Origin of the sequence: Rhizobium sp. CC1099 (genome assembly GCF_029714385.1) — a bacterium.
Taxonomy (GTDB): domain Bacteria; phylum Pseudomonadota; class Alphaproteobacteria; order Rhizobiales; family Rhizobiaceae; genus Rhizobium.
The window spans coordinates 1,426,401-1,452,197 of sequence record NZ_CP121642.1 but is presented as its reverse complement, the minus strand read 5'-3'; the positions used below and the strand labels follow the sequence as shown (position 1 = coordinate 1,452,197).

At 60.2% G+C, this 25,797-nt stretch carries 26 protein-coding genes and 2 pseudogenes; 16 read left to right on the top strand and 12 right to left on the bottom strand.

The features are described from left to right. Window positions 1–207: 207 nt before the first annotated feature. Window positions 208–417, top strand: coding sequence for a cold-shock protein (locus tag QA644_RS28105; protein WP_022716241.1), 210 nt, complete (start codon window positions 208–210; stop codon window positions 415–417). A 112-nt stretch (window positions 418–529) separates the two neighbouring features. Further along, a complete protein-coding gene (locus QA644_RS28100; RefSeq protein ID WP_167521918.1) occupies window positions 530–700 on the top strand; it encodes a hypothetical protein in 171 nt (56 codons plus the stop codon). Between the two features lie 109 nt (window positions 701–809). Here the strand turns inward: QA644_RS28100 and QA644_RS35235 are convergent, their stop codons facing one another. The 5 genes from QA644_RS35235 to QA644_RS28080 form a co-directional block, all read right to left on the bottom strand. Beyond that, entirely contained in the window at window positions 810–977 is a 168-nt protein-coding gene (locus QA644_RS35235) for a Thivi_2564 family membrane protein (protein ID WP_338112404.1), read from the bottom strand. Window positions 978–1,141: 164 nt separating this feature from the next. After that, window positions 1,142–1,894 (bottom strand): ABC transporter ATP-binding protein, encoded by a 753-nt coding sequence (locus tag QA644_RS28095; RefSeq protein WP_239600502.1) that lies wholly within the window; start codon window positions 1,892–1,894, stop codon window positions 1,142–1,144. After that, complete coding sequence (locus QA644_RS28090) at window positions 1,888–2,955, bottom strand: iron ABC transporter permease (RefSeq protein WP_283072582.1); 1,068 nt, start codon at window positions 2,953–2,955, stop codon at window positions 1,888–1,890. Before QA644_RS28090 ends, QA644_RS28095 begins: the two co-directional genes overlap by 7 nt. Continuing rightward, window positions 2,955–4,091 carry an ABC transporter substrate-binding protein gene (locus QA644_RS28085; protein ID WP_283072581.1) on the bottom strand — a complete coding sequence of 379 codons (1,137 nt, stop codon included), beginning with the start codon at window positions 4,089–4,091 and terminating at the stop codon, window positions 2,955–2,957. Before QA644_RS28085 ends, QA644_RS28090 begins: the two co-directional genes overlap by 1 nt. Before the next feature lie 92 nt (window positions 4,092–4,183). Then, a complete protein-coding gene (locus tag QA644_RS28080; RefSeq protein ID WP_283072580.1) occupies window positions 4,184–5,314 on the bottom strand; it encodes an ABC transporter substrate-binding protein in 1,131 nt (376 codons plus the stop codon). A 101-nt stretch (window positions 5,315–5,415) separates the two neighbouring features. Between QA644_RS28080 and QA644_RS28075 the strand changes: the two genes are divergently transcribed. Continuing rightward, on the top strand, window positions 5,416–6,231 hold the full coding sequence (locus tag QA644_RS28075) for a class I SAM-dependent methyltransferase (protein WP_283072579.1): 816 nt from the start codon (window positions 5,416–5,418) through the stop codon (window positions 6,229–6,231). A 133-nt stretch (window positions 6,232–6,364) separates the two neighbouring features. Continuing rightward, window positions 6,365–7,303 (top strand): LysR family transcriptional regulator, encoded by a 939-nt coding sequence (locus QA644_RS28070; RefSeq protein WP_283072578.1) that lies wholly within the window; start codon window positions 6,365–6,367, stop codon window positions 7,301–7,303. On the opposite strand, the gene QA644_RS28065 is transcribed toward QA644_RS28070, so the two are convergent. Beyond that, window positions 7,254–7,994, bottom strand: coding sequence for an SDR family oxidoreductase (locus QA644_RS28065; RefSeq protein ID WP_194731027.1), 741 nt, complete (start codon window positions 7,992–7,994; stop codon window positions 7,254–7,256). The genes QA644_RS28070 and QA644_RS28065 overlap by 50 nt on opposite strands. A gap of 305 nt (window positions 7,995–8,299) precedes the next feature. On the opposite strand from QA644_RS28065, the gene QA644_RS28060 reads away from it, so the two are divergent. After that, window positions 8,300–10,261: a methyl-accepting chemotaxis protein gene (locus tag QA644_RS28060; RefSeq protein ID WP_283072577.1), complete on the top strand. Its 1,962-nt coding sequence runs from the start codon at window positions 8,300–8,302 to the stop codon at window positions 10,259–10,261. 392 nt (window positions 10,262–10,653) lie between these two features. Next, window positions 10,654–11,637, top strand: coding sequence for an AraC family transcriptional regulator (locus QA644_RS28055; RefSeq protein ID WP_283072576.1), 984 nt, complete (start codon window positions 10,654–10,656; stop codon window positions 11,635–11,637). 298 nt (window positions 11,638–11,935) lie between these two features. On the opposite strand, the gene QA644_RS28050 is transcribed toward QA644_RS28055, so the two are convergent. Then, complete coding sequence (locus tag QA644_RS28050) at window positions 11,936–12,577, bottom strand: alpha/beta family hydrolase (RefSeq protein WP_283072575.1); 642 nt, start codon at window positions 12,575–12,577, stop codon at window positions 11,936–11,938. A gap of 362 nt (window positions 12,578–12,939) precedes the next feature. Here QA644_RS28050 and QA644_RS28045 point away from each other — a divergent pair, with 362 nt between their 5' ends. The 10 genes and pseudogenes from QA644_RS28045 (at window position 12,940) to QA644_RS28000 (ending at window position 22,238) form a co-directional block, all read left to right on the top strand. After that, window positions 12,940–14,022 (top strand): substrate-binding domain-containing protein, encoded by a 1,083-nt coding sequence (locus QA644_RS28045; RefSeq protein ID WP_283072574.1) that lies wholly within the window; start codon window positions 12,940–12,942, stop codon window positions 14,020–14,022. A gap of 82 nt (window positions 14,023–14,104) precedes the next feature. Then, a complete protein-coding gene (locus QA644_RS28040) occupies window positions 14,105–16,360 on the top strand; it encodes a sugar ABC transporter permease (protein WP_022716257.1) in 2,256 nt (751 codons plus the stop codon). Continuing rightward, on the top strand, window positions 16,353–17,135 hold the full coding sequence (locus tag QA644_RS28035) for an ATP-binding cassette domain-containing protein (protein ID WP_283072573.1): 783 nt from the start codon (window positions 16,353–16,355) through the stop codon (window positions 17,133–17,135). Before QA644_RS28040 ends, QA644_RS28035 begins: the two co-directional genes overlap by 8 nt. Before the next feature lie 2 nt (window positions 17,136–17,137). Beyond that, window positions 17,138–17,275: pseudogene (locus QA644_RS28030) on the top strand (cytochrome c maturation protein CcmE); the annotation flags it as partial. Then, the gene (locus QA644_RS28025) at window positions 17,272–19,254 is read left to right on the top strand and encodes a heme lyase CcmF/NrfE family subunit (RefSeq protein WP_283072572.1); all 1,983 of its coding nucleotides are present in this window, start codon (window positions 17,272–17,274) and stop codon (window positions 19,252–19,254) included. The pseudogene QA644_RS28030 and the gene QA644_RS28025, both read left to right, overlap by 4 nt. Before the next feature lie 14 nt (window positions 19,255–19,268). After that, window positions 19,269–19,558 (top strand): annotated as a pseudogene (locus QA644_RS28020) (cytochrome c-type biogenesis protein); the annotation flags it as partial. A gap of 247 nt (window positions 19,559–19,805) precedes the next feature. Continuing rightward, complete coding sequence (locus QA644_RS28015; RefSeq protein WP_283072571.1) at window positions 19,806–20,255, top strand: thiosulfate oxidation carrier protein SoxY; 450 nt, start codon at window positions 19,806–19,808, stop codon at window positions 20,253–20,255. Window positions 20,256–20,300: 45 nt separating this feature from the next. Beyond that, a complete protein-coding gene (soxZ, locus tag QA644_RS28010; protein ID WP_283074039.1) occupies window positions 20,301–20,603 on the top strand; it encodes a thiosulfate oxidation carrier complex protein SoxZ in 303 nt (100 codons plus the stop codon). A 1-nt stretch (window position 20,604) separates the two neighbouring features. After that, window positions 20,605–20,976 (top strand): c-type cytochrome, encoded by a 372-nt coding sequence (locus QA644_RS28005; protein WP_194731034.1) that lies wholly within the window; start codon window positions 20,605–20,607, stop codon window positions 20,974–20,976. Continuing rightward, the gene (locus QA644_RS28000) at window positions 20,973–22,238 is read left to right on the top strand and encodes an NAD(P)/FAD-dependent oxidoreductase (RefSeq protein ID WP_349254122.1); all 1,266 of its coding nucleotides are present in this window, start codon (window positions 20,973–20,975) and stop codon (window positions 22,236–22,238) included. Before QA644_RS28005 ends, QA644_RS28000 begins: the two co-directional genes overlap by 4 nt. Here QA644_RS28000 and QA644_RS27995 read toward each other — a convergent pair. The 5 genes from QA644_RS27995 to QA644_RS27975 form a co-directional block, all read right to left on the bottom strand. Then, window positions 22,190–24,322 carry a cation-translocating P-type ATPase gene (locus QA644_RS27995; RefSeq protein WP_283072569.1) on the bottom strand — a complete coding sequence of 711 codons (2,133 nt, stop codon included), beginning with the start codon at window positions 24,320–24,322 and terminating at the stop codon, window positions 22,190–22,192. The two genes, QA644_RS28000 and QA644_RS27995, sit on opposite strands and share 49 nt — an antisense overlap. 56 nt (window positions 24,323–24,378) lie before the next feature. Further along, on the bottom strand, window positions 24,379–25,095 hold the full coding sequence (locus QA644_RS27990; RefSeq protein ID WP_283072568.1) for a sulfite exporter TauE/SafE family protein: 717 nt from the start codon (window positions 25,093–25,095) through the stop codon (window positions 24,379–24,381). A 33-nt stretch (window positions 25,096–25,128) separates the two neighbouring features. Next, entirely contained in the window at window positions 25,129–25,251 is a 123-nt protein-coding gene (locus tag QA644_RS27985) for a hypothetical protein (protein ID WP_283072567.1), read from the bottom strand. Between the two features lie 179 nt (window positions 25,252–25,430). Next, window positions 25,431–25,646, bottom strand: coding sequence for a hypothetical protein (locus tag QA644_RS27980; RefSeq protein WP_283072566.1), 216 nt, complete (start codon window positions 25,644–25,646; stop codon window positions 25,431–25,433). Continuing rightward, window positions 25,606–25,794, bottom strand: coding sequence for a hypothetical protein (locus QA644_RS27975; RefSeq protein WP_283072565.1), 189 nt, complete (start codon window positions 25,792–25,794; stop codon window positions 25,606–25,608). Before QA644_RS27975 ends, QA644_RS27980 begins: the two co-directional genes overlap by 41 nt. Window positions 25,795–25,797: the final 3 nt, after the last annotated feature.

Sequence of the window (25,797 nt, the reverse complement as noted above, 5' to 3'; positions counted from 1 at the left end):
CGTTTCAGGCGCGCATGCCAGCCCAGGTAGTGCGCTCCAGCCTTTATGTAAACACAGTTGTCGCCTAAAAGCCGGCATCGAGCTTGCCTGTTAAGCTTTGTTTTGGCGCCCCTTCGCGCTCAAGGCGGTCTTTCCTCTCAAAATCGATCATCCGTCGTCGGCAATGCGGCCGAGCGACTAGTCCTGTGCGATTGAAAGGAAATCGTCATGAACAGCGGAACTGTTAAATTTTTCAATTCGGCCAAAGGCTTCGGCTTCATTCAGCCAAGCGATGGATCAACGGACGTTTTTGTCCACATCTCTGCAGTAGAGCGCTCCGGCATGTCTGATCTAAGGGAAGGCCAGAAGGTCACCTTTGACATCGTGCGCGACAATAAAAGCGGAAAGAATGCCGCCGAGAATCTTCTCGCTGCGTAAGCCATCCAACCAGATCGGCCATTGACCACGAATATACTGGCACTGGTCCGTTACGACGAATTGAGGTCGGGTTTGTACGGCCTTTTTAAATTTCCAATTTTGGAGCTACGAGATGAAGAAAACCAATGCAGATCACCTTCTTCAGCGGGCCAAGCGCCAGGTCGCCAACACGAGCGCCGGCGGGCATCTAGGCGGTACCAATTTCGGACAGGCCTATGACGCTAAGACGTCATCAGTGAAGGCGAAAAGCGATAAGGTTCGCAGGAATACCAACGGACGATAAGCCGGCGTCGACCGGATCAAGAGTGCCCGTTGCTCTAGAGCAGCGGGCATCGTCTTCGCTACAAAGGGCCGACGGCTCATGTTGTCGGCCAGTCGCAGTCCGCCTGATATTACCAAACGGCCAGATACTTCAGGAGCGATACAATTCCGATGATTATCACGACAATCTGCACGATCTGGCGCATGCGGGCATCGATCGGCAGCCGCTGAACCAAGTATAAGACGAGAATGATTACGAGAAACGTGATCAAGATTCCGATTATCACTGACGCACCCATTTATCCTTACTCCTTTGGATGAAAGCCTTTGGACAACAGGCGTTTAACTAACGGATGGCAGGGTAAAGGAAAGAGCGGGAATTGACGTTTCCAAAATGCTCTTTAATTCGACCGACGTATCGGCCGGGGCGGCCATGAGGCCCCGGCGCAGTGCAGCTTCGCCGCTATATGGCGTTATCGACGATGACCAGGGCGCGTCCCTGCGAGCAGGTCTCGATGCGGGCTGCGACTTTATAGATGTCGCGGAGCATTTCGGAGGTGATGACGGCCGATGTATCGCCGCTGATCGCCATGGAACCGTCGGCAATGACGATCGTATTCTGACAGTAGCGAAGAGCGTGGTTGAGATCGTGGAGCGCGACCAGAACGATCATGCCCTTGCGCGCTGCCAGGTCGGAAATGAAGGTAAGGACATCTACCTGGCGATGCAGGTCGAGCGCGGAAGTCGGCTCGTCCATGAGGAGGACCTCGGGTCGGCGCACGAGCGCCTGTGCCAGCGATACCAGCTGGCGCTGCCCGCCGGAAAGCTCCCCGAGCTCTCGAAATGCGAGATCCTCAATCCGCAGTGCCTTCAGAACGGTGTCGATTTCGGCGAGCTCATCGTCGTGAACGCGCCAGCCGCTGCCCTGTTTGGCAGACAGCAGGATCGATTCGTAGACCGTCAGGACGGCGTTGGCGCCGGTATCCTGCGGCATGTAGCAGATCGTTCTCGGCCCGCGCTCCGTGCCGGAGAGTTCAACGAGCCCCGGCCCGGAGATCAATGAGGCGATGCGTTTGAACAATGTCGACTTGCCTGCCGCGTTGGGGCCGATCACCGCCGTTACACTGCCGCTCTGGAGCATGTCCGTGCTGACGCTGGAAAGCACCGTCCTGCGGCCGTAAGCGGCTCCAACGTCCTGAAGCGCAAGAGCTACCATGCACGCCTCCGGTTACTGAATATGAGAACGAAGAAGAAGGGAACGCCGACGAGCGCGGTGATCACGCCGATCGGAAGGATGGCGCCAGGAATGAGCATCTTGCTGACGACTGATGTCGTCGACAACAGAAGCGCGCCGCAAATGACGGCTCCTGGCAGGAAGAAGCGCTGGTCCTCGCCGACCAGCATGCGGGCAATATGCGGTCCGACAAGCCCGACGAAGCCGATGGTGCCGACGAAGGAGACGGGGATTGCCGCAAGCAGGCTGACGATCATCATTGTCTGCAGCCGCAGGCGGCGGACATTGACACCCATGCTGGCAGCCTTGTCGTCACCGAGGCGAAGAGCGGTCAGCGCCCAGGCATCCTTCATGAACAGCGGCACGGTGACGAGAAGCACCGCGCCGGTGAAATAGACCTTGGCCCAGGTGGCCTTCGTCAGGCTGCCCATGGTCCAAAAGACGACCGCCGCGAGCGCCTGTTCGGAAGCCAGATATTCGAGGAGGGAGAGGGCTGCGTTGAACGTGAAGACCAGGGCAATGCCGAGCAGCACGATGGTTTCGACGCTGACACCGCGCATCGTGGAGGCGAAGTGGATGAAGAGTGCGGCGACCATCGCCATGATAAAGGCGTTCAGCGGCACCACGTATTCGATGGCGCCGGGAAACAGGGCGACGCCGCCAACCAGTGCGAGTGCTGCGCCGAAGCTGGCGGCCGCCGAAATGCCAAGCGTAAAAGGGCTCGCCAATGGATTGGAGAGGATCGTCTGCATCTGGGCACCGGCGACCGAAAGCGATGCGCCGACCGTGATCGCCATCAGCGCGATTGGCATGCGGATATCCCAGATAACGACCCTCAGCTGGTTTGCAACTTCACCAGGGCCGAAGATCGCCGAGATAACCTCCGTCAGGCTGTAGCGCGCCGGGCCAAGCGCCATATCGGCCGCGACACTGAGGCACAGCGCGCCAACCAACCCGGTAAGGATCAGGATCCTGCGCGTTGCTAGAGCGCGATATCGCACGCGTCCCGCCGGCGCAACGAGTGTCTGGGTTGCCTCAGCCATCAGTTTGATCCCCGTTCCAGCGATACGAAATAGCCAGGCTTGAAGGTCACGGGAAGAAACCTCTCATGGAATTCCTTGAATGTTTGATCGGGATCGACATCAGCAAACAGCTCGGGGTGAAGCCATTTGGCAAATTGCTGGATCGGATAGAACTCGTATGGCGCGCCATAAAACTGATGCCACACGGCGTGAACTTGTCCGCTCCTAACAGCCTTTAGCGCCGGAAAGGGTGCGCGCGTCATCAGTTTTGCGAGCCTGTCGCGGGCAAGCGACATATCCGCGTCGCGGCCCACGGGCACAAACTGGTTGATGTCGGATTCGGCTGCCCAGTTCGAGCCGGTGACAATCACATGTTCGGGATCGGACACGACAAGCTGTTCGGGGTTGAGATCGCCGAAGGTCGTGGCAATAATATCTGATGCGACATTATGGCCACCGGCTTCTTCCACCATGGCGCCGAAATTGACCGGTCCGAAGGTGCGGCAGCAGCTGTTTTCCCCGGAAATACCCGGCGCCCGCTCGACAAAGACCTTCGGGCGTTTCAGGTCCTTGATCGTTGCGAGCCTGTCGGTCACGCGGGCGATTTGCGTGCGCCGATAGGCAATAAATTCCTTGGCTCGGTCTTCGGCGCCGAAAAGGCGACCGAGCAGTTCGATCGACGCCTCGGTGTTGCGAACCGGATCGAGGCGAAAATCGAGATAGACGATCCTTATGCCGGCGGCGGCGGCCTTTTCCTCAAAGCCGCTATCCGTGGCTGACTTTTGCGCTTCCAGATTGAGGGTGATGACATCGGGCGAGAGCGCAATTGCCGCTTCGAGGCCGAACTCACCTTGGGGCAGGTAACCGAAACGTGGCAGGTCGGCAATCTTGGGAAATGCCTCGACATAGGCTGTGTAACTGTCTGGATCCTTCTTGATCAGATCATCGCGCCAGCCAACAATCTGATCGAAAGTCTTGTCACCCTTAAGGGCGGCGATGACGTGGATCTGCCGTGCCTCGCCAACGATGACGCGTTTTGCCGGCAGGTCGATCTTGAGTGTGCGGCCCGCAACATCGGTGATCTCGGCTGCCGTCGCGGGCAACGCAACCAGGCCAAGCAGGATGGCGGCGATGTGTCGAATGGCAGAAAACCGCATGGGAGGCTCCTTATCGACGCGGAATTGGCGCGCCGGTGAGAAATGGTCGGGCCGACGGTACGCTTCTGCGCGGTCGGCCCGGTTAGTCATGCTCATTCGTCCTTGAGGGAAACGAAATATCCCGGCTTGTAGTCGAGCGGCAGGAAGCGGGCATGCAATTCCTTGAAGGTCGCCTCAGGATCGAGATCGGCAAACAGATCCGGATGGAGCCACTTCGCGATCTCCTGGATGGCGACGAACTGGTAAGGGTTGTTGTAGAACTGGTGCCAGATGGCATGAACATTATGATCGGCCACCGCCTTGACGCCAGTAAAGGCCGGACGCTTGGTCAGGGCTTCGAGTTTGCGATGGGCTTCCTTCAGATCTGCGCCATAGCCAACGCCAACCCAGGCGCCGCCGGGCACATATTTGTCCCAGTTGCCGCCGGTGACGATGATCTGGTCCGGATTGGAAGCAATGATCTGCTCGGGATTGACCGTTCCGAACGTGCCGGGGATGATGTCCTTGGCCATGTTGGTACCGCCGGCAATTTCGACCATCTTGCCGAAATTTTCGTTGCCGAAGGACATGCAGCAATCCTCGGAATAGCCTCCCGCGCGTTCGACGAAGACGACAGGCTTCGGCGGGTTGGCCTTTTGAAGCGCGTCGGTCACGCGCTTGATACTGTCGGCGCGGAATTTGATGAAGTCTTCCGCAAGCGCTTCCTTGGCCATCAGCTTGCCCATGATGCGCATGCTGGGCTCGGTGTTCTCCATCGGCTTTTCGCGAAAGTCGACATAGACGAGCGGAATGCCGACTTTACCGAGCTTTTCGATGTATCCGGCTTCTTCGGTCGCGGTCTTCGCGTCGATGTTCATCAAGATCACGTCGGGCTTCAGCGCGACGGCCTGTTCGATATCGAAGGTGCCGTCCTTCATGCCACCAAAGGTCGGCAGCTTGGCAATCTCGGGATACTTCGCAAGGTAGGCGTCGTAGGATTCAGGGTCTGCCTTCGGCAGGTCGTCGCGCCATCCGACGACTTGCTCGAAGGGGGCTTCCTTATCCAGTGCTGCGAGAAAATAGATCTGTCGGCCCTCGCCGAGGATCATATGCTTGACCGGGGCGTTCACCTCGACCTCGCGCCCGGTCACGTCCTTCACGGTGATCTTGTCGGCAAGGGCCGGCCAGACGGCGGTGACGACAAGGCCCATTGCAAGAACGGCCGCTTTGCCTGTAATGCGCATTAAAATTCACTCCGTGGAAAACTGAAATGCCGTCTATTATTTTATGATTGTAATCGTCAAGTTATATCTATTAGAACAATTTCAAACTGGGACTGGCGGGCATGACGGTAATGGACGGGCAAGTGGCGGGCGGCGAGAATTACGGGCTTCGTGACGAGATCAAGGCCTATTGGTCGGCCAGAGCCGAGTCCTTCGACCAGTCGCCGGGCCACGAGATTTTCACCGAGACGGAGCGCAGCGCCTGGCATCGGTTGATCGTAAAGCATCTTGGGGCGGGAGAGGGCAGGCGTGCGCTCGACCTGGCGAGCGGCACGGGGGTCATTTCCCATCTCATGGACGATCTCGGTTTCGAGGTGACCGGCCTCGAGTGGGCCGAGCCGATGCTGGAACGAGCCCGTGCCAAAGCAAAGAGCCGTGGCCGCATGATCAGTTTCCGAATGGCTGATGTCGAAAACACCACGGAGTTGGATGACACTTACGACGTCATCGTGACCCGCCATCTGGTGTGGACGCTGGTTGATCCCGAAAAAGCCTTCGCGGAATGGATGCGTGTGCTGAAGCCTGGCGGAACGCTGCTGATCGTCGATGGCGATTTCGTCAGTGCCAATTTTGCCGAGCGGCTGGTGAAGCGTGTGATGAAATTGCTCGAAGGTGGCGGACTTTTGAAAGCGGATCCGGGGCATGCGCCCGGAATGGCAGAGATCCATAGCAGTATCCTGTCGCGGGTCTATTTCTCAAAGGGAGCGCGGGCGGACAAGATCGCCGCACTTTTGAAGAATGCCGGTTTCGAACACGTCCAGATCGATGAAAACCTGCGGGAAGTGCACAAAGCGCAGGCCCGCCACTGGAACTATTTCAAGGCGCTTTCCAGAGGCCTCCAGCATCGCTACGCGATCAGTGCGTGCAAACCTCGCTAAGGCTTTGATGGGATCTCGGCGCTTCCTCACTGCAATCGTTCTGCAATCCATTGACGGCATGCGCGCGACATGACAGCGTCGGCGCTCATCTCGCTATTCTATCGCGCTGATTTTGGCGCTGCGGCCCCTCTCGATGCATCCTAGACTACTCAAGACATTCCTTGCGGTTGTCCGGCACCGAAGTTTCACGCGGGCAGCGGCAGAAATTCACCTTGCACAATCGAGCGTCAGCGACCAGATCCAAGCCCTGGAAATCGAACTTGGCACGGCTCTCTTTATCCGATCGAGATCAGGTCTGGAGCTGACTCAAGCAGGCGAGGTGTTGAGGTCCCATGCCCAAGCCATCCTGATCTTGGCAGACGAGGCCCGCGCAGCCGTGGCAGCAATCACAGCGCAAAATGCCGGGTCGGTTACGATTGGTGCGCTGGAGACGATTGCTTCCGTCAAGCTTCCAAGATGGCTGTCCGGTTTTCAAAGCCATCATCCCGGCATCGGTCTCAAGTTGAAGGTCGCCGGCAGCGGCGGCCTGCTGCAAAAGCTCGAAGCAAACGAAATCGAAGTCGCCTTCTGCTTCGATCAGCAGGGCGTCGGCGAACGTTTCGCCAAGCGCACGATTGCCGCGGAGCCATTGGTTCTGATTGCGCCTCCTGGACGGGAACTCGCATCAACGAAACTCGATTTGAGCGCGATTGCTTCGGCACGCTTCGTGGTGACCGAGGTCGGGTGCGTCTACCGGCATCTGTTCGACAAGGCGTTTGCTGAAGCAGGCATTGCCGCACCGAGGCTTGCCGCCGAAGTTGACAGCATCGGCACAATCGGGCGGCTCGTGGCCGAAGGTGCAGGCTTAGGTCTGGTTCCGCGTTTTGCGGTCGTCGAGGCCCTTGATCGCGGCGAAATCAGCGAGATGTCTTGGCCAAACGCCACGCAGGCGGCTTTGCTTGTAATGATCTGGCGGCGCAGGCGCGTGCAACCGCCAGCCCTGAAGTTGCTGCTGGCGGCGGCAAGCGATGCTTTCGGGCCAGCTAGATCAGCCGATGCCCACCCTCGACGTGCAACACCGTTCCCGTCGTGAAGGTATTGCCTATCAGGAAGCTGATGGCGTCGGCGATATCGTCCGCACGTCCCACGCGTCCGACCGGCAGCCTATCTGCCATTGCGCCCAGCGCGTCGTCCTTCTTGTCGCCGGCCACAAAGGTCCAAATGGGGGTGTCGACCCAGCCGGGCGAGACGGCATTGACACGGATCGGTGCCAACTCGATCGCAAGGGCGCGCACCAGTCCCTCCAACGCGGCATTGACGGCGGCCACAACTGCCCCGCGTGCCGATGGCCTGTAGGCTGCGATACCCGATGTAAAGGTAATGGAGCCGCCGGCCGGGAGCAAAGGTGCGCCATACTTTGCCAGCAGCAACGGTCCGTAAATCTTGCTTTCCACGACCCGTTGCGCTGCCTTAAGGTCAAGCGATGGCAAAAGCTCATAAGCGCCTTCGATATCGGCGGCTGTGCTGACGATGTGATCGAGCCGACCGATCTTTCCAAGCAGGCCGGCAACCTGATCCTCCTGTGTTATATCGATTGCGGCCGTGTGGAGTGCCGCGGGGTTGTGTAGTTCCTGTCTGACGCGTTTCAGTTTTTCTGCGTTCCGCCCGGCAATGACGACTTCCGCACCGGCGGCGAGAGAGCGCCTCGTCAGCGCCAGGCCCATTCCGGAACCGCCCCCGGCAACGAGGATCCTTGAATTCGAAAATATAGCCATGTCTTCCATTCTCCTGCAGGTGATTGCCGCAGCCGAGAAATTGGCAAAGAAGGCCAGACACAGAAAACGGAGAAAAACGATGGCACTATCGAAAGCTCCGATGGAGCGCCGGGGCGCCGGGAGCTTTTAGCTGCGAATGTATAACTTGCCGTTGTATTTTGTGACGACCTTATTGCCGTAGACTGTATTATGTCCGGTCGTTTGAAGGATAGAATTTCGTTTTTTGGATACTTCAATGTTATTTAAGATTTGTAGTGAATTTTACTTATATATCAAATGCCAGGCGCCTGGCCACATTCAGACTGGAAATTCTGATGAGGAAAATGACCCGCTTTCGAATTGGAACACGCTTGGGGATTGGCTTCGGTTTCCTCCTTCTCCTGATGCTGGCGCTGACCCAGTATTCGGTGACTGAGGTCAACACCATCAATCGGGATCTTAGCCAGATCAACGACGTCAACAGCGTCAAGCAGCGCTTTGCCATCAATTACCGCGGCAGCGTGCACGACCGGGCTATTGCAATCCGGGATGTTACCCTGGTCGAAGCAGCTGCAGACCGGCAGGCAGCGGTGGAACTGATTGCAAAACTGGCCGAGGCCTATGCCGTCAACGAGAAAAAAATGGCGGAGATGGTGTCTTCGCCGGCGGCCGCCTCGGCCGAGGAAAGGACAATCCTTGCTGAGATTGCCGACATCCAATCGAAAACCAATCCGCTCGTTGCCCAGATCATCGATCTGCAGGCAAAAGGCGATGGAGCGCAGGCAAAGAAAATCCTGCTTGAACAGGCCCGTCCGCTGTTCGTCGCCTGGCTCGGCGCCATTAACAAATTCATCGATTACCAGGAGACCCTGAACCAGAAGGTCGGCGGCGACGTTCGTCAGTCCGCCAGCGGTTTCCAGACTTTGGCGTTCGGCTCACTGGCCGGCGCCATCATATTGGCGATCATCGCCGCCTTTTTCGCAAGCCGCTCGATTACGAGACCGATCGCAAAGTTGCAGTCGGCACTGCAGCACATGGCTGGCGGAGAAGGGGTCGCAGCCGATTCCACGCTCGATGTACGGCGCGACGAGATCGGTGATCTTGCGCGCGCCGTCGGCGCCGTGCGCGACGCGCTCAGTGCACAGGCGACGCACCGGGCCGAAAACGACGCGAGACGCGCCGCTGCAGAACGCGAGCAGCTCGAAGGCGCCGCCAGGGAGCGTGAGGCTGCGGCAACAGAAACCAACGATGCCGTTGCGCAATTGGGTCAGGCACTTGAGGCAATGGCTGACGGCGATCTCGCCTTCCGCCTCGTGCGGCCATTCGGTCCGGCGCTCGACACGCTGCGCATAAACTTCAACAATTCCGCCGACAAGCTGCAGTCGTCCTTGAAGGCAATCGGCGGCAATGCGTTCTCGATCGACGCTGGTGCAGCCGAAATCAGCACGGCCTCCAACGACCTTGCTCGACGCACGGAGCAGCAGGCTGCCTCCCTCGAAGAAACTGCAGCCGCGCTCGACGAGATTACAGCAACCGTTAATGGCTCGACCGCACGCGCTGAAGAAGCGCGCACGGTTGTTGCCAAAACCCGGCAGAATGCCGAACGGTCGGGCGACGTCGTCAAGCGCGCCGTCCTTGCGATGGGACAAATCGAAAGTTCGTCCAGCGAAATCAACAACATCATCAGTGTCATCGACGAAATCGCCTTCCAGACGAATCTCTTGGCGCTCAATGCGGGCGTTGAAGCGGCCCGTGCGGGCGAGGCCGGCAAGGGTTTTGCCGTGGTGGCACAGGAAGTGCGGGAATTGGCGCAGCGCTCCGCCAGGGCCGCCAAGGAAATCAAACAATTGATCCACACATCCGCCGAACAGGTGCGCTGCGGCGTGGCGCTCGTTGACGAAACAGGCAAGGCACTGACGGAAATCGTCCTGGAAGTGCAGGAGATCAACCGCCATGTCGATTCGATTGTTGAATCGGCAAAGGAGCAGTCGACGGCTCTGAGGGAAATCAACAATGCCGTCAATGCGATGGATCAATCGACCCAGCAGAACGCCGCGATGGTCGAAGAGACGTCGGCCGCCGGACAAAAACTGGCAGCTGAAGCAGCAGCGCTTTCAGCACAGCTGGCAAAGTTCCGCTTCGACGGTGCAAAGTCGGTGGCCGTCCGTCAAGCGGGCCTCGCCCCCCTGCCGAGACCCTCTGCGCCTGCTGCCATGATCCGTAAAATTTCATCAGCTTTCACTGGTGCAAAGCCCCAGGCAGCGGCTGCGGTGTCAGCTGATTGGGAGGAATTTTGACAATCCCTCGCCACGTGCCGGAGATGACATTCAAGGCCCGCGCTTTTGCGGGCCTTTTCATGTTCAAATCATGTCCGCGAAATGGGTCTCACGCTTTCGGCCCATCCTTCAAGGCCGCTGAAACGACAATCCCACGCGCGCAGCGGATATTCTATTCGTTCTCTGGATATGCGTTGATCTCGTCAGACATTTACGAAGACACTAATGTGTGCATAAAGTAATACTAATGCATGCGAAGCCGCACAGGTCGGAGGAGGACTTGTCAACCGGGGAGAGTGGCGCATTCTTCGTGAAACTCTGCACGGCACGGCCGTCCTGCTGCCTCGATCAAAGCGTCGCCTCATCTTATACAGCGGCGTGACGGCTTGCGTTGTTCCGGAGCAGTTTAGGCCATGACGGGCAACCTGCACGCTTCCCGTTTTTGCATCTTCGACGCCGATGTTGACGAATTGCGCGAACACTATGCCAATACGTTGAAGCCCGTTCGGGTCAGCCCGATCGACCGAAGTTGTACGATATCGGTGGAAGACACCCATTTCTCCGTTGGAGAATTCGACATCTGGTCGGGGCTTTGCCAATCCGGCATGGAGGTCAATTTCTCGGAGCCGCCGGACGCCTACGCGCTTTATGTGCCGATAACGGGTGCGATGGAAATGGGCGGAGGCTCGCATCAGTTGACGTCCGCGCCTGGCACGCTTCTGGCCGCCGACCTCTCTAAGGCCAATCTTCTGAGGCTGCATAGCGAACGCAGCCATATCGGTATAGCTTTCAGCCGCCAGTCCGTTACCCGCCAGCTGAGCGAACTTCTCGGTTCGCCGGTCATTCATGATATCGAACTCTTTGCCGAGTACGATGCACGTTCGGGTGCGGGTGCGAAACTCGCCGCGATGGCCCAGTTGCTCTGGGATAGTCTGATCAGCGAACCGGCGGGCACCATCTCAGCACCTTCCACGGAGTTCTTCTTCCGCACGATCATGGTCGCGCTCCTCGAAAACGTGCCGCATCGCTATTCGGCTTTGCTGGAACGCCCCGTCTCGCCTGCAATGCCGCGGCAGATGAAACGCGCGATCGACTATATGATGGCCAACATTGCAACGGCGGTAAGCGTCGATGAGATCGCGCGCGATGCGGGGGTCAGCGTCCGTGCCCTTCAGGCAGCATTCAAGCAGTTCAAGAACACGACACCCCTGAACTATCTCCGCCAACTTCGTTTGGAGGGTGCCCGAAAAGACCTCCTTCTTGGCCGTCAGGATGGGGTCTCCATCTCCGATATCGCTCGGCAATGGGGATTTACGCATGTCGGGCGCTTCTCCATTCTTTACCGGGAAACCTTCGGCGAAATGCCGACGGAGACGCGCCGGTTTACAAGAGGCTAAAGCGAACGACAGCTCAGGTCACTTACCGGCCATCGAAAAAATCTGACCGGGTGTTCTGCGGGGGACCGCCCATCGAGATAGGGGTGGTCGATGGGCGGCCGATGCTCAAGCGGGCGGCCGTCATGACCGCCGCATTGACCTCCAAAACCTGCCCGGCCGAATGCTGAACATCAATGCTTTGTGCCCATGGTCGACAATTCAATGTCCACTTTCCTGCGGCTTCCGTATAGGGGATTCGCTATGCGTATATCGCCTGCGGCCCGCGACGGTGAGCGCCCGCGGCTCAAGCACATCGCGGCTATGGTGCCAACGGAGATGCCCAGGTTTTGACGGCCGCTGCCATGCTTGCCAGATGATCTGCCAGTGAGAAGCCCGATATCTTCTTTCTCGGCCTCAGATCATGGTCGCCGTCTTCAAGCCAAACGAGATCAATTTTGTTGGACATCTTGTAGCTTTGGACCTCCTGCCGAGTGCCGAACACGTCTCGCGTTCCCTGGACAATCAGCGCCGGCGTCTTCAGCGTTTCGAGATGCTTTGTGCGGAGCTCTTCGGGCTTGCCCGGCGGGTGGAACGGATAGCCGAGGCAGATGAGGCCGGCGATCGTGCCTTTGGCGAAAAGGTCGTCGGCAATCATGCTGGCAACGCGGCCGCCCATCGATTTTCCGCCGATGATCAAAGGACTGCGCACGCCGAGCCGCTCGATTGCGGCACCATATTCGGCAATGAGCTTGTCAGCGCGCGGCGGCGGCTTGCGGCCTTCGGAGGTTCGCCTTGCCGCCATATAGGCAAATTCGAACCTGGCGACGCGAAAGCCAATGGCTGCCAGAGCTTCGGCCGCAGCCGTCATCGACGGCGAATCCATCGCCCCGCCGGCGCCATGAGCAAGCAGGACCGTAAACGCGGCGTCGTCGGGGCCGTTTATCAGAAAGCCTTTGTGCATGCGCAATTCATAAGGGGTCGTCCAGCCTTTGTCAGCACACTGATGGCAAATTAGGGCTACCGATGGGTTGCCTCTTCCAATCGCCGAACCTGCTCGATGAGCCGGAGACCCCCGACGACGTCGCTTAAGATGCCGCGGCCCTCGGCACTGTTCGCAACCGGCCCGACCACACCCGTTCTCTCAATCCGGTGAACGGACTCGCTTCGAGATTGAATAAATTCGCCAATACGATGTGTTCGCCATTTACTTCCGCGGGATTTGCGCTGCATATTAGAATATTAGCAAATATGGAGGGAAGAGCATTCGAACAACTCGGTAAGTGCGCTCGAATGGGCTCCGATCCTGGTAAGGGAGGACCAATCATGAGGAGAATTATTTTGCTCGCGGTATCGGCCGCGATGGTATCGCTTGGCGTCTCGTATGCCTTCGCGCAATCGGGTAGCGTCGAGAAAGCGGTTGGCGGCTACAATTTCGATGAAGCCGCAAAGGAGGCTGCCGGCACGAAGGATTTCCATTCGGCAGACGGCCATCTCACATTCGCAATTGTAACACACACGGCTGGCAATGGATTCTTCGACCCGGTCTATGTCGGCGCGACGGTTGCCGGTAACATGATCGGCGCCAAGATCCTGTTGCTGGGTTCGGAATCGCCGGTAGATGACCCTGCCCGCGAAATCGAAATCCTGAACCAGATTGTTCAGGACCCGACGATCGACGGGATTATCATGACGACGCCGCAGGTCGGCGCCTACAACGACATCGTGAAGGCCGCCGAGGCCAAGGGCATCCCGGTCGCGACAACCAACTCGTTCGACGAGACCATCCTGAACCGCAGCACCATAAGTCACACCGGCCAGGACGCATCGGCTGCGGCAATCGGCGGCGAGGCGCTCGCCAAATGCGTGCTCGACAGCGGCAAGACCAGCGGCTCGATCGTGCTGCCGTCTTCGACAGCCATGGGCAACATCGAGGTGAACAACCGCGTGACTTCCGCCTTCAATGCAATCGTCAAGACGCTGAAGGATGCCGGCAAGCTCGACGCCTTCAAGGTTGACGCCGGCCCGGAGAATGTCGGGATCGACACGAACCCGAACGACCCGGTCAATGGGCTTGTTACGCTCTTTGAATCGCGCGGTGATGTGGTCGGCGTCTTCACCGCCAACAACGTCTTCACGCCCCCGCTCGTCAAAGCGGTCGCACAGGCCGGAATGACCGGCAAGATCTGCGCCTTTGGCTTCGATCTCGGCCCGGCCCAGCAGGAAGGCATCGCCGCTGGGAACCTGACCGGTTCGCTCGGGCAGCAGCCTTTCCTGCAGGGCTTCTGGCCGGTTATGCAGCTTTATCTGCAGATCGATCGCGGCATCTCGGCCGCCAATCTCGATACGCGCGCCCAGCTCGTGACTAAGGAGACCGTGGCAAACGTCGGGAAGCGTTTCGAGAACTGATGGCGCTTGAAACTTCTGAACAAATGCAGGAGGCGGCGCACATGCCTCCTACCGTCGGACGCAGGATCGACCGGAGAAACCCATGGCGCCTACCACGACGACTTCGCTCGGCCGTGCGCCGCCTCAGCTCTTCGGCGGCTGGGAGGGCGGTCTCGTGGCCTTTCTCGCGCTGCTCTATCTCGCCGGAGCCCTCGTCAACCCGGCGTTCTTCGGGTCAGCGGAGGCACTGCACGCGCTACTCCGTGACACGTCGCGTGTGGGGATCATCGCGGTTGGAATGACGTTCGTCATTGCCAACCGCGATCTCGATCTTTCAGTCGGTTCCACCTACGGTCTCGTCGCCGTGGCTTTCGCTCGGCTTTTTTCGCCGAGTTTTCTGGACTTCGACATTGCTACTTCGGTCGGCCTCTGTTTGCTTTTGGGCGCGGCGATTGGCTTAATCAACGGCGTCCTGGTGACCGCCCTGAAAGTGCCGGCATTCATCGCGACGCTGACGATGCTTTTCATCGGCCGCGGCTTTGTGCTCGCGCTGACGCACGGCCAGGCGATCTACTACTCGGAAAAGGCGAGGGCGGCTCCATTCTTTTTCCAGCTTGGCGAGACGAACGCCCTCGGCTTCAATAACCAGATCGCAATCTTCCTCGTCGTGGCAGTTGTCGGTGCCCATGTGCTTGCCAAGACCCGCTGGGGGTACGAAACCTTGGCCACCGGAGGCAATGAGCAGGCAGCCGTCTATGCCGGAATCCCCACCCGCTGGGTGCGCATCCGCGCCTATCTGATCTCATCGCTTTGCGCCACGCTCGCAGCTCTGCTGTCGGCCGCGCAGGACAAGGGTGTCACCCCTCTTTATGGTGTTAGCTGGGAACTCACCGTCATCGCGTCCGTCGTTATCGGGGGTGCATCGATCCTTGGTGGCCGCGGCCGTGTGATCGGCTCGTGCTTCGGCGCCGCGGTCGTCGTCCTGATCGACAAGGTGCTGCGCGAAGGTTGGCCGATCACGCGCGTCATCGTCATCGACGGCGAGAATATCGCGGTCAATGCCAAGTTCACTTTGCCCGCGGGCGCAGTGCTGGTTTTCCTTGGCTTGCTTCTGGTTATCGCTGTCCTCATCGAGCCCCACCTCATTCGTCGCCAGTTTGCGGCCCGGTTCTGGGCGTGGCTCCGCGGCCGGCCGCCCCCTCCAGCCTACGAGATGGGCGGCGTGGCGCTCGAAGGCGTGCAGACCAAAGGAGCGATGGCGACCGATATGGCGCTGTCGGCCAGCGGCCTCGGCAAGTTCCTTGCCCGCCGTGACGCGCTCGCCATCATTTTGACCGTCGTGCTGTGGCTGACAGGTCTGGCGCTAAGACCTGACTATTGGTGGCACCTGTCCAACACCTTCGCCATCCTGCTCAACTATACGGAACTGGCGCTGATTGCGGTCGGGCTCACCTACGTTATCGCCGCTGGCGACATCGACCTCTCCGTCGGAGCGGTGCTCGCGCTGGCCGGCAGCACTGCGGCCTATTTCCTGAAGGTGCTAGGCGCCGACCCGCTGACAGCGGTAACCATGGGCCTGCTCGCGGGGATGACTGCCGGGCTCGTCAACGCCGTCGTGACGGTCGGGTTCAAGCTTCCGGCCTTCATCGCCACGCTCGGCATGTTCTATATCGCGCGAGGCCTCGCCGCCTGGTTCGTCGCTGGCAAGCAACTGACCGGCTGGCCGGAGGGCTATAACCTCCTCGGTCGGAAGATGAATGACGTTTTTCTCTATTTCGGTCTTTCGCTGCCGTCCGGAATTATGCGTACCGTGGCGGAGGTCGTCAGCGTTCAGACGATCTGGATGTTTTTCGTCGCCCTGATGGCCGGCGCCGTGCTCGCCTATACGCCGTTCGGGATGAAAGTCTGTGCCACCGGCGGCAACATCCGCGCCGCTGCCTATGCCGGCATCGATACCAACCGGGTGCGCTTCATCGCACTCATGCTGGCGGCACTGTGTGCAGCCATGGCCGGGATCATCAACGTTGCCTATTTTCGGAGCTTCAATCCGGTTGCCGGTCAGTTCCGCGAGCTTGACGCCATCGCCTCCGTCATCATAGGCGGCGGTTCGATCTTCGGTGGCTACGGCACGATGATCGGTGCACTCGCGGGCGCGGCGGTGATTACGCTCGTGCGGGCTCTCATGCAGCTCAACGTCCAGGGATTCACTATGCCGCAGCACTGGATCAACGTCTTCATCGGCCTCATCCTCATCGTCGCGGTACTGATCGATATATGGGTGCGCCAAGCCAATATTTTCGGACACCTGCTAGCCCGTCTCGCAAGAGTGCGCAGGGGTAAGGAAATCGCTCATGGTTGACGTAACACAATCGGAGCCGATCGTGGAAATGCGGAGTATCGAAAAGGCCTTCGGTGCGGTGCAGGCCCTCCGCAAGGTGGATCTCGTGCTTTATCCCGGCGAGATACTCGGCCTGGTCGGCGATAACTCGGCTGGCAAGTCGACGCTCATGAAGATCCTGACCGGTGCCTATCAGCGCGATGCCGGTGAGATCCTTGTTGCCGGACAACCGGTGCATTTCAAGAGCCCGCACGAAAGCCGGGATGTCGGCATCGAGATGATCTACCAGGACTTCGCGCTGTGCGGCAACATGGATGTCGGTCAGAACATCTTCCTTGGCCGCTGGCCGCTCAAAGGTCCTTTCGTCAATCGCCGCAAGATGTATGCGGAAGCTGACAAAGTGCTGAAACGGCTCAAGGTCGACGTCAACTCCGTCTATCAGAAGGTCGAAAGCCTGTCGGGTGGCCGCCAGCAATCGGTGGCGATTGCCCGCGCGATTTCTTTTGGCCCGCGCGTCGTGGTCCTCGACGAGCCGACAGCTAACCTTTCCGTGATGGCGACCGAGCGCCTGCTCGAAACCATGCTGGAGCTAAAGAAGCAGGGGGTTGCACAGATCATCATTTCGCATCGCCTCGTCGACATTTTCGCCGTGGGCGACCGCGTCATGGTGCTGAAGCGCGGCGAGTATGTGGGCGACCGCTACATTAAGAATACCGACGAGCATGAAGTTCTCGAGATTATCGTGTCTGGCACGCGAGAGCACGCGCTGACAGCCGATGAAGCAAGGCGGACCTGAGAGGCAAGTTTGCGGCCGGCAGCCGGGAGTTCCTCGCCGACACGGTGCTTGCCAAGCACGACGAGAAATACATGCCGAAGGACGTTGCCGACCGGCTGAAGGCGCAGGGTCTGTGGCAGGAAGGCGAGGGTACGCAATGATCATCGAGATCGGTCACTACGCACTTGTCCTGGCGCTGGCGGCAGCGATCGTTGTTTCGCTGGTGCCGGCAATCGGCGCGCGCAGGCTTGACCAGGCGATGATGGATGTCGCGCCGCTCGGCTCCGTCGTGCTCTTTGCGCTAGTGACCTTCTCCTTCGGCGTTTTGACCTATGCCCATGTGGTCTCCGACTTTACCGTCAGGAACGTCTGGGAGAACTCGCATTCGCTGGTGCCGCTGATCTACAAATATTCCGGCGTCTGGGGCAATCACGAAGGCTCGATGATGCTGTGGCTGCTGATCCTTGCGCTGTTCAGCGCCCTGGTGGCGCTCTTCGGCCGCAATCTGCCGGACAGGCTGAAGGCCAATGTGCTTTCGGTTCAGGCCTGGATCTCCGCCGCCTTCATCCTCTTCATCCTGTTGACCTCCAACCCGTTCGTCCGCCTCGATCCCGCACCGGCCGAGGGCCGCGACCTCAATCCGGTGCTGCAGGATATCGGGCTCGCCATCCATCCGCCGCTGCTTTATCTCGGTTATGTCGGCTTTTCGGTGTGCTTCTCCTTTGCCGTCGCCGCCTTGATGGAAGGCCGGATCGATGCCGCCTGGTCGCGCTGGGTCAGGCCCTGGACGCTTGCCGCCTGGACCTTCCTGACGCTCGGCATCGCCATGGGCTCCTACTGGGCCTATTACGAACTCGGCTGGGGCGGCTGGTGGTTCTGGGATCCGGTCGAAAACGCCTCCTTCATGCCGTGGCTTGCCGGAACCGCACTGCTGCATTCGGCGCTGGTGATGGAAAAGCGCGAGGCGCTGAAGATCTGGACCGTGCTGCTTGCAATCCTCACCTTCTCGCTATCGCTGCTCGGCACCTTCCTGGTGCGCTCCGGCGTCTTGACCTCGGTGCATGCCTTTGCCAGCGACCCGAGCCGCGGCGTCTTCATTCTCTGCATTCTCATGTTCTTCATCGGCGGGGCGCTGTCGCTGTTTGCGTTTCGCGCACCGCGTTTGAGTGCGGGCGGCCTGTTTGCGCCGGTCTCGCGCGAAGGCGCCTTGGTGCTGAACAACCTGATCCTCACGGTTGCCTGCGGCACCGTCTTGACCGGGACGCTCTATCCGCTGCTTCTGGAGACGCTCACCGGCGACAAGATCTCCGTTGGCGCGCCGTTCTTCAACATGACCTTCGGGCTCTTGATGGCACCGTTGCTCGTCGCCGTGCCGTTCGGGCCGCTGCTTGCCTGGAAGCGCGGCGACCTTCTGGGCGTGCTGCAGCGGCTCTATGTCGTGGCAGGGGTTGCCTTCGCCGCGGCGATCGCCGTCTTCTACATCGAGCACGGCGGGCCGGTGCTGTCGGTGCTCGGGCTGGCGGCCGGGCTGTTCCTCGTCTTCGGTGCCATTGCCGATCTCTGGTATCGCGCAGGCTTCGGCAAGATGGCGGCGGAGGTCGCATGGCGGCGGCTTTCCGGCCTGCCGCGTTCGGCTTTTGGCACGGCCTTGGCGCATGCCGGGCTCGGCGTCACCGTGCTCGGCATTGTTGCCGTTACGACATTTGCGACCTCGCATGTGCTTGAAATGAAGCCCGGCGAGACCATGGAGGCGGGAGGCTACAGCGTCCATTTCGACGGCATGCAGCCGGCGGCCGGTCCAAACTACAAGGAAGATCGCGGACACTTCAGTATCCGCCGCGGCGGCGTCGAGGTTGCAGATGTCTGGTCGGCAAAGCGCGTCTATGCCGCCCGCCAGATGCCGACGACGGAAGCCGGCATCCTGACCTTCGGGGCAAGCCAGCTCTACGTGTCGCTCGGCGATCCGACCAGGGACGGCGGCATCGTCGTGCGCATCTGGTGGAAGCCGTTCATCCTGTTGATCTGGGGCGGGACGCTGCTGATGGCGGTCGGTGGCTTCGTGTCGCTCTCCGACCGGCGGCTGCGCGTCGGTGCGCCGAGCCGCAAGGCAAGAGCGGTTCCCGCAGGGATGGGCCGGTAGAATGATCGGCCTAGCGGCTTCTGGTGCGCGAGCGCCTGACCGATGGCGATCCGGGCGAAGAGGTCTTGAACTACATCGTTTCGCGCTACGGCCATTTCGTGCTTCTGAAGCCCCGGTTGAGCGTTCGAACGGTTCTGCTTGGGGCGCCTCCATTTTGCTGATCGTCGCCGGGGCCATCTCGCTGCTGGTTTTCGCCCGGCGACGGGCCGGCAAGCCGACCGGAAACCAGTTGACGGTGGAAGAGCGGGCACGGCTGACGAATTGCTTGGAACGGGATCCGATCGGACATCCTGACAGAGTTTAAGCAAGTTTACGATAATGCCGAGTTCCCGTTCGTTCAACCGAAAGCAAGCACGATGAAACATTTACGCGCCACAGGACAAGGTGTACTCTTCCAGGAAACATGCGGAGGTGACGGTTTCGGAACCTCGAAGAGACCGAGGCTCCTCATTAGCCCCTCGCGGCGGTAGCGAAGCGTTCCCGCAAGAGGCTGGGTACACACTGCATCTGCTTTGGACGAACGCTAATCCAGCGGTGGCGGAGACCGGACAATGAGCTTGACGCGCCGTCGGTTGTCGATAACAGGCGCAATCGGAATCGTCGCTTGGGCGCTTACGCTGTGGCCGAAGCGCGCGCGCGCAGGTGATGATGTTCTCGATTTCGTCGAGCGGATGACGGGACGAGCCGCGACCGAATCGACCCAGCTTCGTTTACTAATGCCCACCGTATTTTCGACCGGCTATACGGTGCCTATGGATATCCAGGTGGAGAGTCCGATGACGGAAACCGACCACGTAAAGTCGATCCGCGTCTTCGCGCCAGAGAACCCGTTCGTCGAGGTAGCCCAGTTCCATTTCTCACCCCGGCGCTGCCTTGCCCGCGTTTCGACCCGGATTCGCCTTGCGGGGCCGCAGCACGTCGTGGCGCTCGCCGAAATGAGCGACGGCAGGTTGCTCATGGCCAAGAGCTGGGTCAGCGTCGCCACGAATGGTTGCCGTTGACAGAATGGAAGGAGGGCAAGCGCAATGACGCCGATACCCCGTGTTATGGTTCCCGGCACCGCCGCCAAAGGCGAAGTCATTCCGGTCAAGACCATCATTCAGCACAAGATGGAAACGGGGCTGCGGACAGACGGCGAGGGCGAGGTGATCCCGCGCAAGATCATCAATAAATTCATCTGTCGCTATGGTGGCGTTGTGGTGTTCAGCGTCGACCTGCACGAGGCGGTTTCGGCCAATCCCTTTTTTGAATTCTCGCTGCTCGCGACGGAAAGCGGACGCATGGAGTTCATCTGGAAGGAAGACGGCGGCGCCGTCTATTCTCTGAACCACGATATAGTGGTTACCTGAGATGGTGAAAGGACCGTCGACCGCGGCACCGCCCCTTGCGAAGGCCATCGCTTTCGAAACCCGTCATATTCTGAGGTCGCTCCTTGTAGTCGCGCCCCTTGTGCCTGCCGGCCAGGCTGCGGCTGAGGTCAGTGAAGGCGCTCAGATCGCCGCCACCTGCGCATCCTGCCATCATCCGGACAAGCGAGGGCAGTCCATTCCCTCGATCACGGCGCTTGACGAGCAGACCATAATAAAAGCCATGCTTGCCTTTCGCGCAAACTCAAGTCCACGCCTTGTGATGCACGCGGTCGCCCTGTCGCTTACCGATGGAGAACTGGCGGCCGTGGCGCGCTATCTTGCCGGAAAAGCAAAGGACGGGGGGCAACAATGACAGACTGGACGCGGCGCCGGATCTGCTGCCTCGGGGGAGGGATACTCATGGCCGCGGCTGCGCCGCATATTGCGCGCGGCCAGAGCCGGCCAAGGGTCGTCGTGATCGGCGGCGGCATTGGCGGCGCGACGGCCGCCCGATACCTCGCCGACCTGAAGACGCTCGATGTCACCCTGATCGAGCCGAAGCCGAACCATGTCACCTGCTTCTTCAGCAATCTTTACCTCGCCGGTCTTCGCTCGCTCGCCTCGCTGACCTTCGGCTTCGAGGCGCTGGCCGAGCGCCACGGTATCACTGTCATCCGGAAGGCGGCGACTGCGATCGACGCCACCGCGAGGGTCGTCAGCCTCCAGGGCGGGTCAAGGCTCGCCTATGACCGCCTCGTGCTCGCCCCGGGGATCGCCTTCAAATTCGGCGAGATCGACGGCTATGACGACGCAGCGGCCGAGATGATGCCGCATGCCTGGAATGCCGGACCTCAGAGCGATGTTCTGCGCCGGCAACTCGAAAGCATGGAGGATGGCGGCGTGTTCGCTATCGCTGCGCCCCAAAATCCCTTCCGCTGCCCGCCGGCCCCCTATGAGCGGGCCTCGCTGGTGGCCTACTATTTCAAGCAGTTCAAACCGAAGTCGAAGATACTCATTCTCGACGCGAAGGACCAGTTTTCGGGCCAGGAACTGTTCCAGGACGCCTGGTCACGCCACTATCCGGGTATGATCGAATGGCTGCCGGCGCAGTTCATAGGGAAAACCAAAGGCGTGCATGTGGCGACGTGTTCCGTCATAACGGAAAGCCAGACCTTCAAGGCGGCCGTCGCCAACGTCATTCCGCCGCAGAAGGCGGGGCTTATCGCTGAAAGGGCGGGCCTTACCGACAGCACCGGCTGGTGTCCGGTCGATCCAGTGACGTTCGAGTCGACGCTGCAGCCCGCCATCCATCTGGTAGGCGACGCGATCATTGGCGGCGACATGCCAAAATCCGCCTTCTCCGCCAATAGTCAGGCCAAGGCATGCGCCTTCGCCATCGCCGCTTCGCTTACAGGCTCGCCACGCTTTCCTCCGCACCTGTTCAATTCGTGCTACACGTTCCTCGCGCCAGACGATGCCTTCACCAATGCCATTACCTTCGCTCCCGAGGGCGGAAGCATAAAGACCGTCAAGATGTTTATCAGCAAGGTTGGCGAGAGTGCGGAGGTCCGACGCCGGATGGCGCATCAGGCCGTCGGCTGGTATTCGGCCTTCACGGCGGACGTGTTCGGCTGATCAAGGCGTTGAGATTCCTGACCGTCCACGGGAATTCCCCGAAGGGAGAGGCAAGACGGATCGGGATCCGGCACCCGTTGCAGCCTCAACGAATTCATTACAACGAGAATGCTCGAACCGGCCATGACTGCGGCGGCGAGGATCGGCTGCAGCAGCCCGAGCGAGGCGGCCGTCAGCGCGACAAGGTTGTAGCCGAAGGCCCAAAGGAGATTGGTAAGGATGGTCCGGCGGACCGCGCGCGCCATGTCGACGACCCATGGCAGCATCCACAGCCCGGCCTCGGGCAGAACAAGCGCCGATGTTTCGCGGGCGAGGTCGGTGGCGGAGCCGACTGCGATACCGACGTCGGCGTCCGCCAGGACCAGAGCGTCATTGAGGCCGTCGCCAACCATGGCCACTTTTCCGCAGTTGTGGCGGAGGCGGTTCAGGGCGTCCCGCTTGGCCTCCGGCGACAGACCGGCCTCGATATCGGCGATGCCGACTGTCGCACCGATGCGTCGGGCCGGTTCTGCCAGATCACCGGTCAGGAGAACAACGTGCAAGCCGCGGCTCCTCAGTTCCTCGATCGTTGTGCGCGCTTCCGGGCGCGGCGTGTCGTCGAGCGAGAGTACGCCCTGCACGCGGCCGTTCCAACCGACATGGACAAGCGAGTGGCCCGTCGCCTCGGAAATCCGGGCACGCTCTCGCAACTCGGGCGAGAGCGCCCATCCCAAATCGCGCATAAGTGCTGCGTTGCCGGCAGCTACCGGCATGCCGCCGACGGTGCCGCGGATGCCGCGGCCAGGAACGGCGCGAGTAGCCAGCGTCTGATCTGGCGGAACGCCGAGAGCAGCGGCGGCGGCGGTGATGGGCTTTGCCATGGCATGCTCAGAATGCCGCTCCAGCCCGCTCGCGCGCGCCAGCACTTCTTCAGACCTGACTTTATCGGTTAAGATTTCGACCACACGCAGCCTGCCGCTAGTCAGCGTGCCGGTCTTGTCGAAAGCCACGGATCGGAGCTCTGCGAGCACCTCCAGGATGCCGGGGTCACGAACAACGCAGCCGTAGCGCGCCAGTCGTCCGATGCCGAGGGTGGTCGCAAGCGGAGCGGCAAGCCCAACCGCACACGGACAGGCAACGACGAGAACTGCGAGCCCGATGAGCAACGCTCGGTCGAAAGGCTGCGATTGCGCCCAATAGGCAATCGTCAGTGCGCCGAGTGCGAGCACGAGCGGCACAGCAAGCGCAATGATCCGGTCGGCGATGCGCTGGGTCGGGCCCCGGTGGGATAGGGCATCGCGAACCGAGCGACAGATGCGTACCCACTGCGTATCACTGACCGCGCCGCTGCATCGGATGAGCAAGGCGCCGTCGATATTGATGCTGCCGGCGATGACACACATGCCGGCCGCTTTCGGAACTGGATGGCTTTCGCCGGTGATCATCGCCTCGTCGGCGACAGATTCTCCCTCGACGATTACGCCATCGACGGGGATGCGCTCACCCGGTCGCACTCGTACCAGCATGCCGGCGAGGATCTCGCGCATCGGCCGACGCGTCTCGGCTCCACCGGCGACGACTGTCGCGATCTCGTTTTCTGCCGCAAGGAGCGGTTCGAGATCACGGGCCGCCTTGGCACGGCTTGTCGCCTCGAGATAGCGGCCAAGAGTGAAGAGCGTCAGCACCATTGAAGCGGTGTCGAAATAGACATGAGTACTGCCCGCGAGCACCGCGAAGGCAGAATAAAGGTAGGCCGCCCCGACGCCGGTGACGATCAGGGTCGACGATGTCAGGCGTCCGTCCAGGGCGTCATGCACCGTCTCGCGGAAGAAGGGACCGCCGAGGATTGCGACCGCCGGGGTGGCGAAAATCCAGAGCAGCAGGTGAATCCATGGAAGCATGTAGGCGTCCGCCCCGGCGAACGTGTCATCATAGAGCAGGAGGCTGAAGAGCATGATATTCATGGAAAGGAACGCGCCCACTCCGAGGCGGATGAGCAGCCAGGCCGCTTCCGATTCCTCGCTTCTGCCGCGCGTCACCTGAAAGGCAATGCAGCAGCCATAGCAGCAGAAGGTGTGGACCTCGCCGTCAAGAGTGCGCTGCATGGCCCGCCGTCCCACCGGCAGCAAGCAGTGACTGCAGAATGCATCGTCCGGTGTGCTCATATGAAGTGAGTTCCATGGAATAGGCCTAGCGGCAGGACGCCACGGCCGAGGGTCACGAGTCCGAGCACAAGGATGAAGCTGCCTGCTAGCCAGACGCTGCGCTGCCGCCACATCGGGGCGAGCGACCGGCCGATGCCCCCCATCATCAGCATTGCCGGAAAAGTTCCTAGACCAAAGGCCGCCATGGTGAGAAAGCCGGGAAGCGCTCCCGCGGTGCTGGTGGCCTGGGCAACGAAGGCATAGACGAGCGGGCAGGGGAGAAAGCCGTTGAGGACGCCGAACGCGAGAGGAGCGGCTTTCCAAGGTGCCGCGAGCAATTGCCGCAGCGAGACGACCAGCGCGCTGCCGCCCAGACCGATTGTTGCGCGACGCAGCCCCTGCAAAAAACCGAAGAACTGCAACGCCATGCTGATCATGAGGATGCCGGCAACGATTGCGAGGATACGCTGCGCAGGATCGACGTAGCCTCCGAAGAGCGGAACGGCCGGCGGGCCGCCGCCGCTCGAACAGACCACCGCGCCGAATGCGCCCGCAAGAGCGCCGAGGAAGCAATAGGTGGTCAGCCGCCCGCCATTGTAGAGAAGATGCCGTAGCACTGTCCCTCCCAGCCCATGCCGATCACGTCCGAGTGCACAGGCAAAACCGCCACACATGCCGATGCAATGAAAGCTACCGGCAAAGCCCGCTGCAAAAAGTACCAGATACGGGGTCATCGCAACTTCCTCCTGCCTGATCAAAGGCCGGTCCTATCTCCAAGCGAGGTAAGCGACCCAGGCGAAGAAGGCGATATGAAAGACCCCGCCGCCGATGAAGGCGAGCGTCTGGTTGAAGCCCGCATCAGCGAAGGAAAACATGGTCTCAGCAAGCATCCCATCCTCCTACAGTTCAGAAAGCAGCGATGACGTTGAACGCCAATCCGCTGACCAGGAAGAGAAGGTTCAGTATCACAACGGCTATAATGATCCTCGGCGCCAACATCATTGGTCTCCTTCTTTCTCACAGCCGTTGAATCCATCCGGGGCTCCGCGAGAGGCTGTGCTTCAATGCGCTAAAACCGGCCCGGCCCAAGTCCGCCCCAGTAGTTGTAGCTGTAGTAAAGCCCCCATACGAAAAGTACGAAATAGACAGCCAGAAGCCACACGGGAATGTATCCATGGTGCGCTTCGATGTGGCCGCCCGCATATTCCTCCATCTCATGCTCTCTACTCTCGGAAACGTCCGCATCACGGCTTCCGGCCGGTTTCGTGGTCTGTCCTTCTGTCATTTTCCATCTCCCTCTCGAAGAATTCCTGCGAGACCCTGTCTGCGTTGCTCAAAGCTCCCGAAAGCACCCCCCATATGAAGAGGCAGAGAGCCCCGAGGCTCATCAACATTGCGCCGACATAGGGACCAGCAATTCCGAAATCCGCCATGCG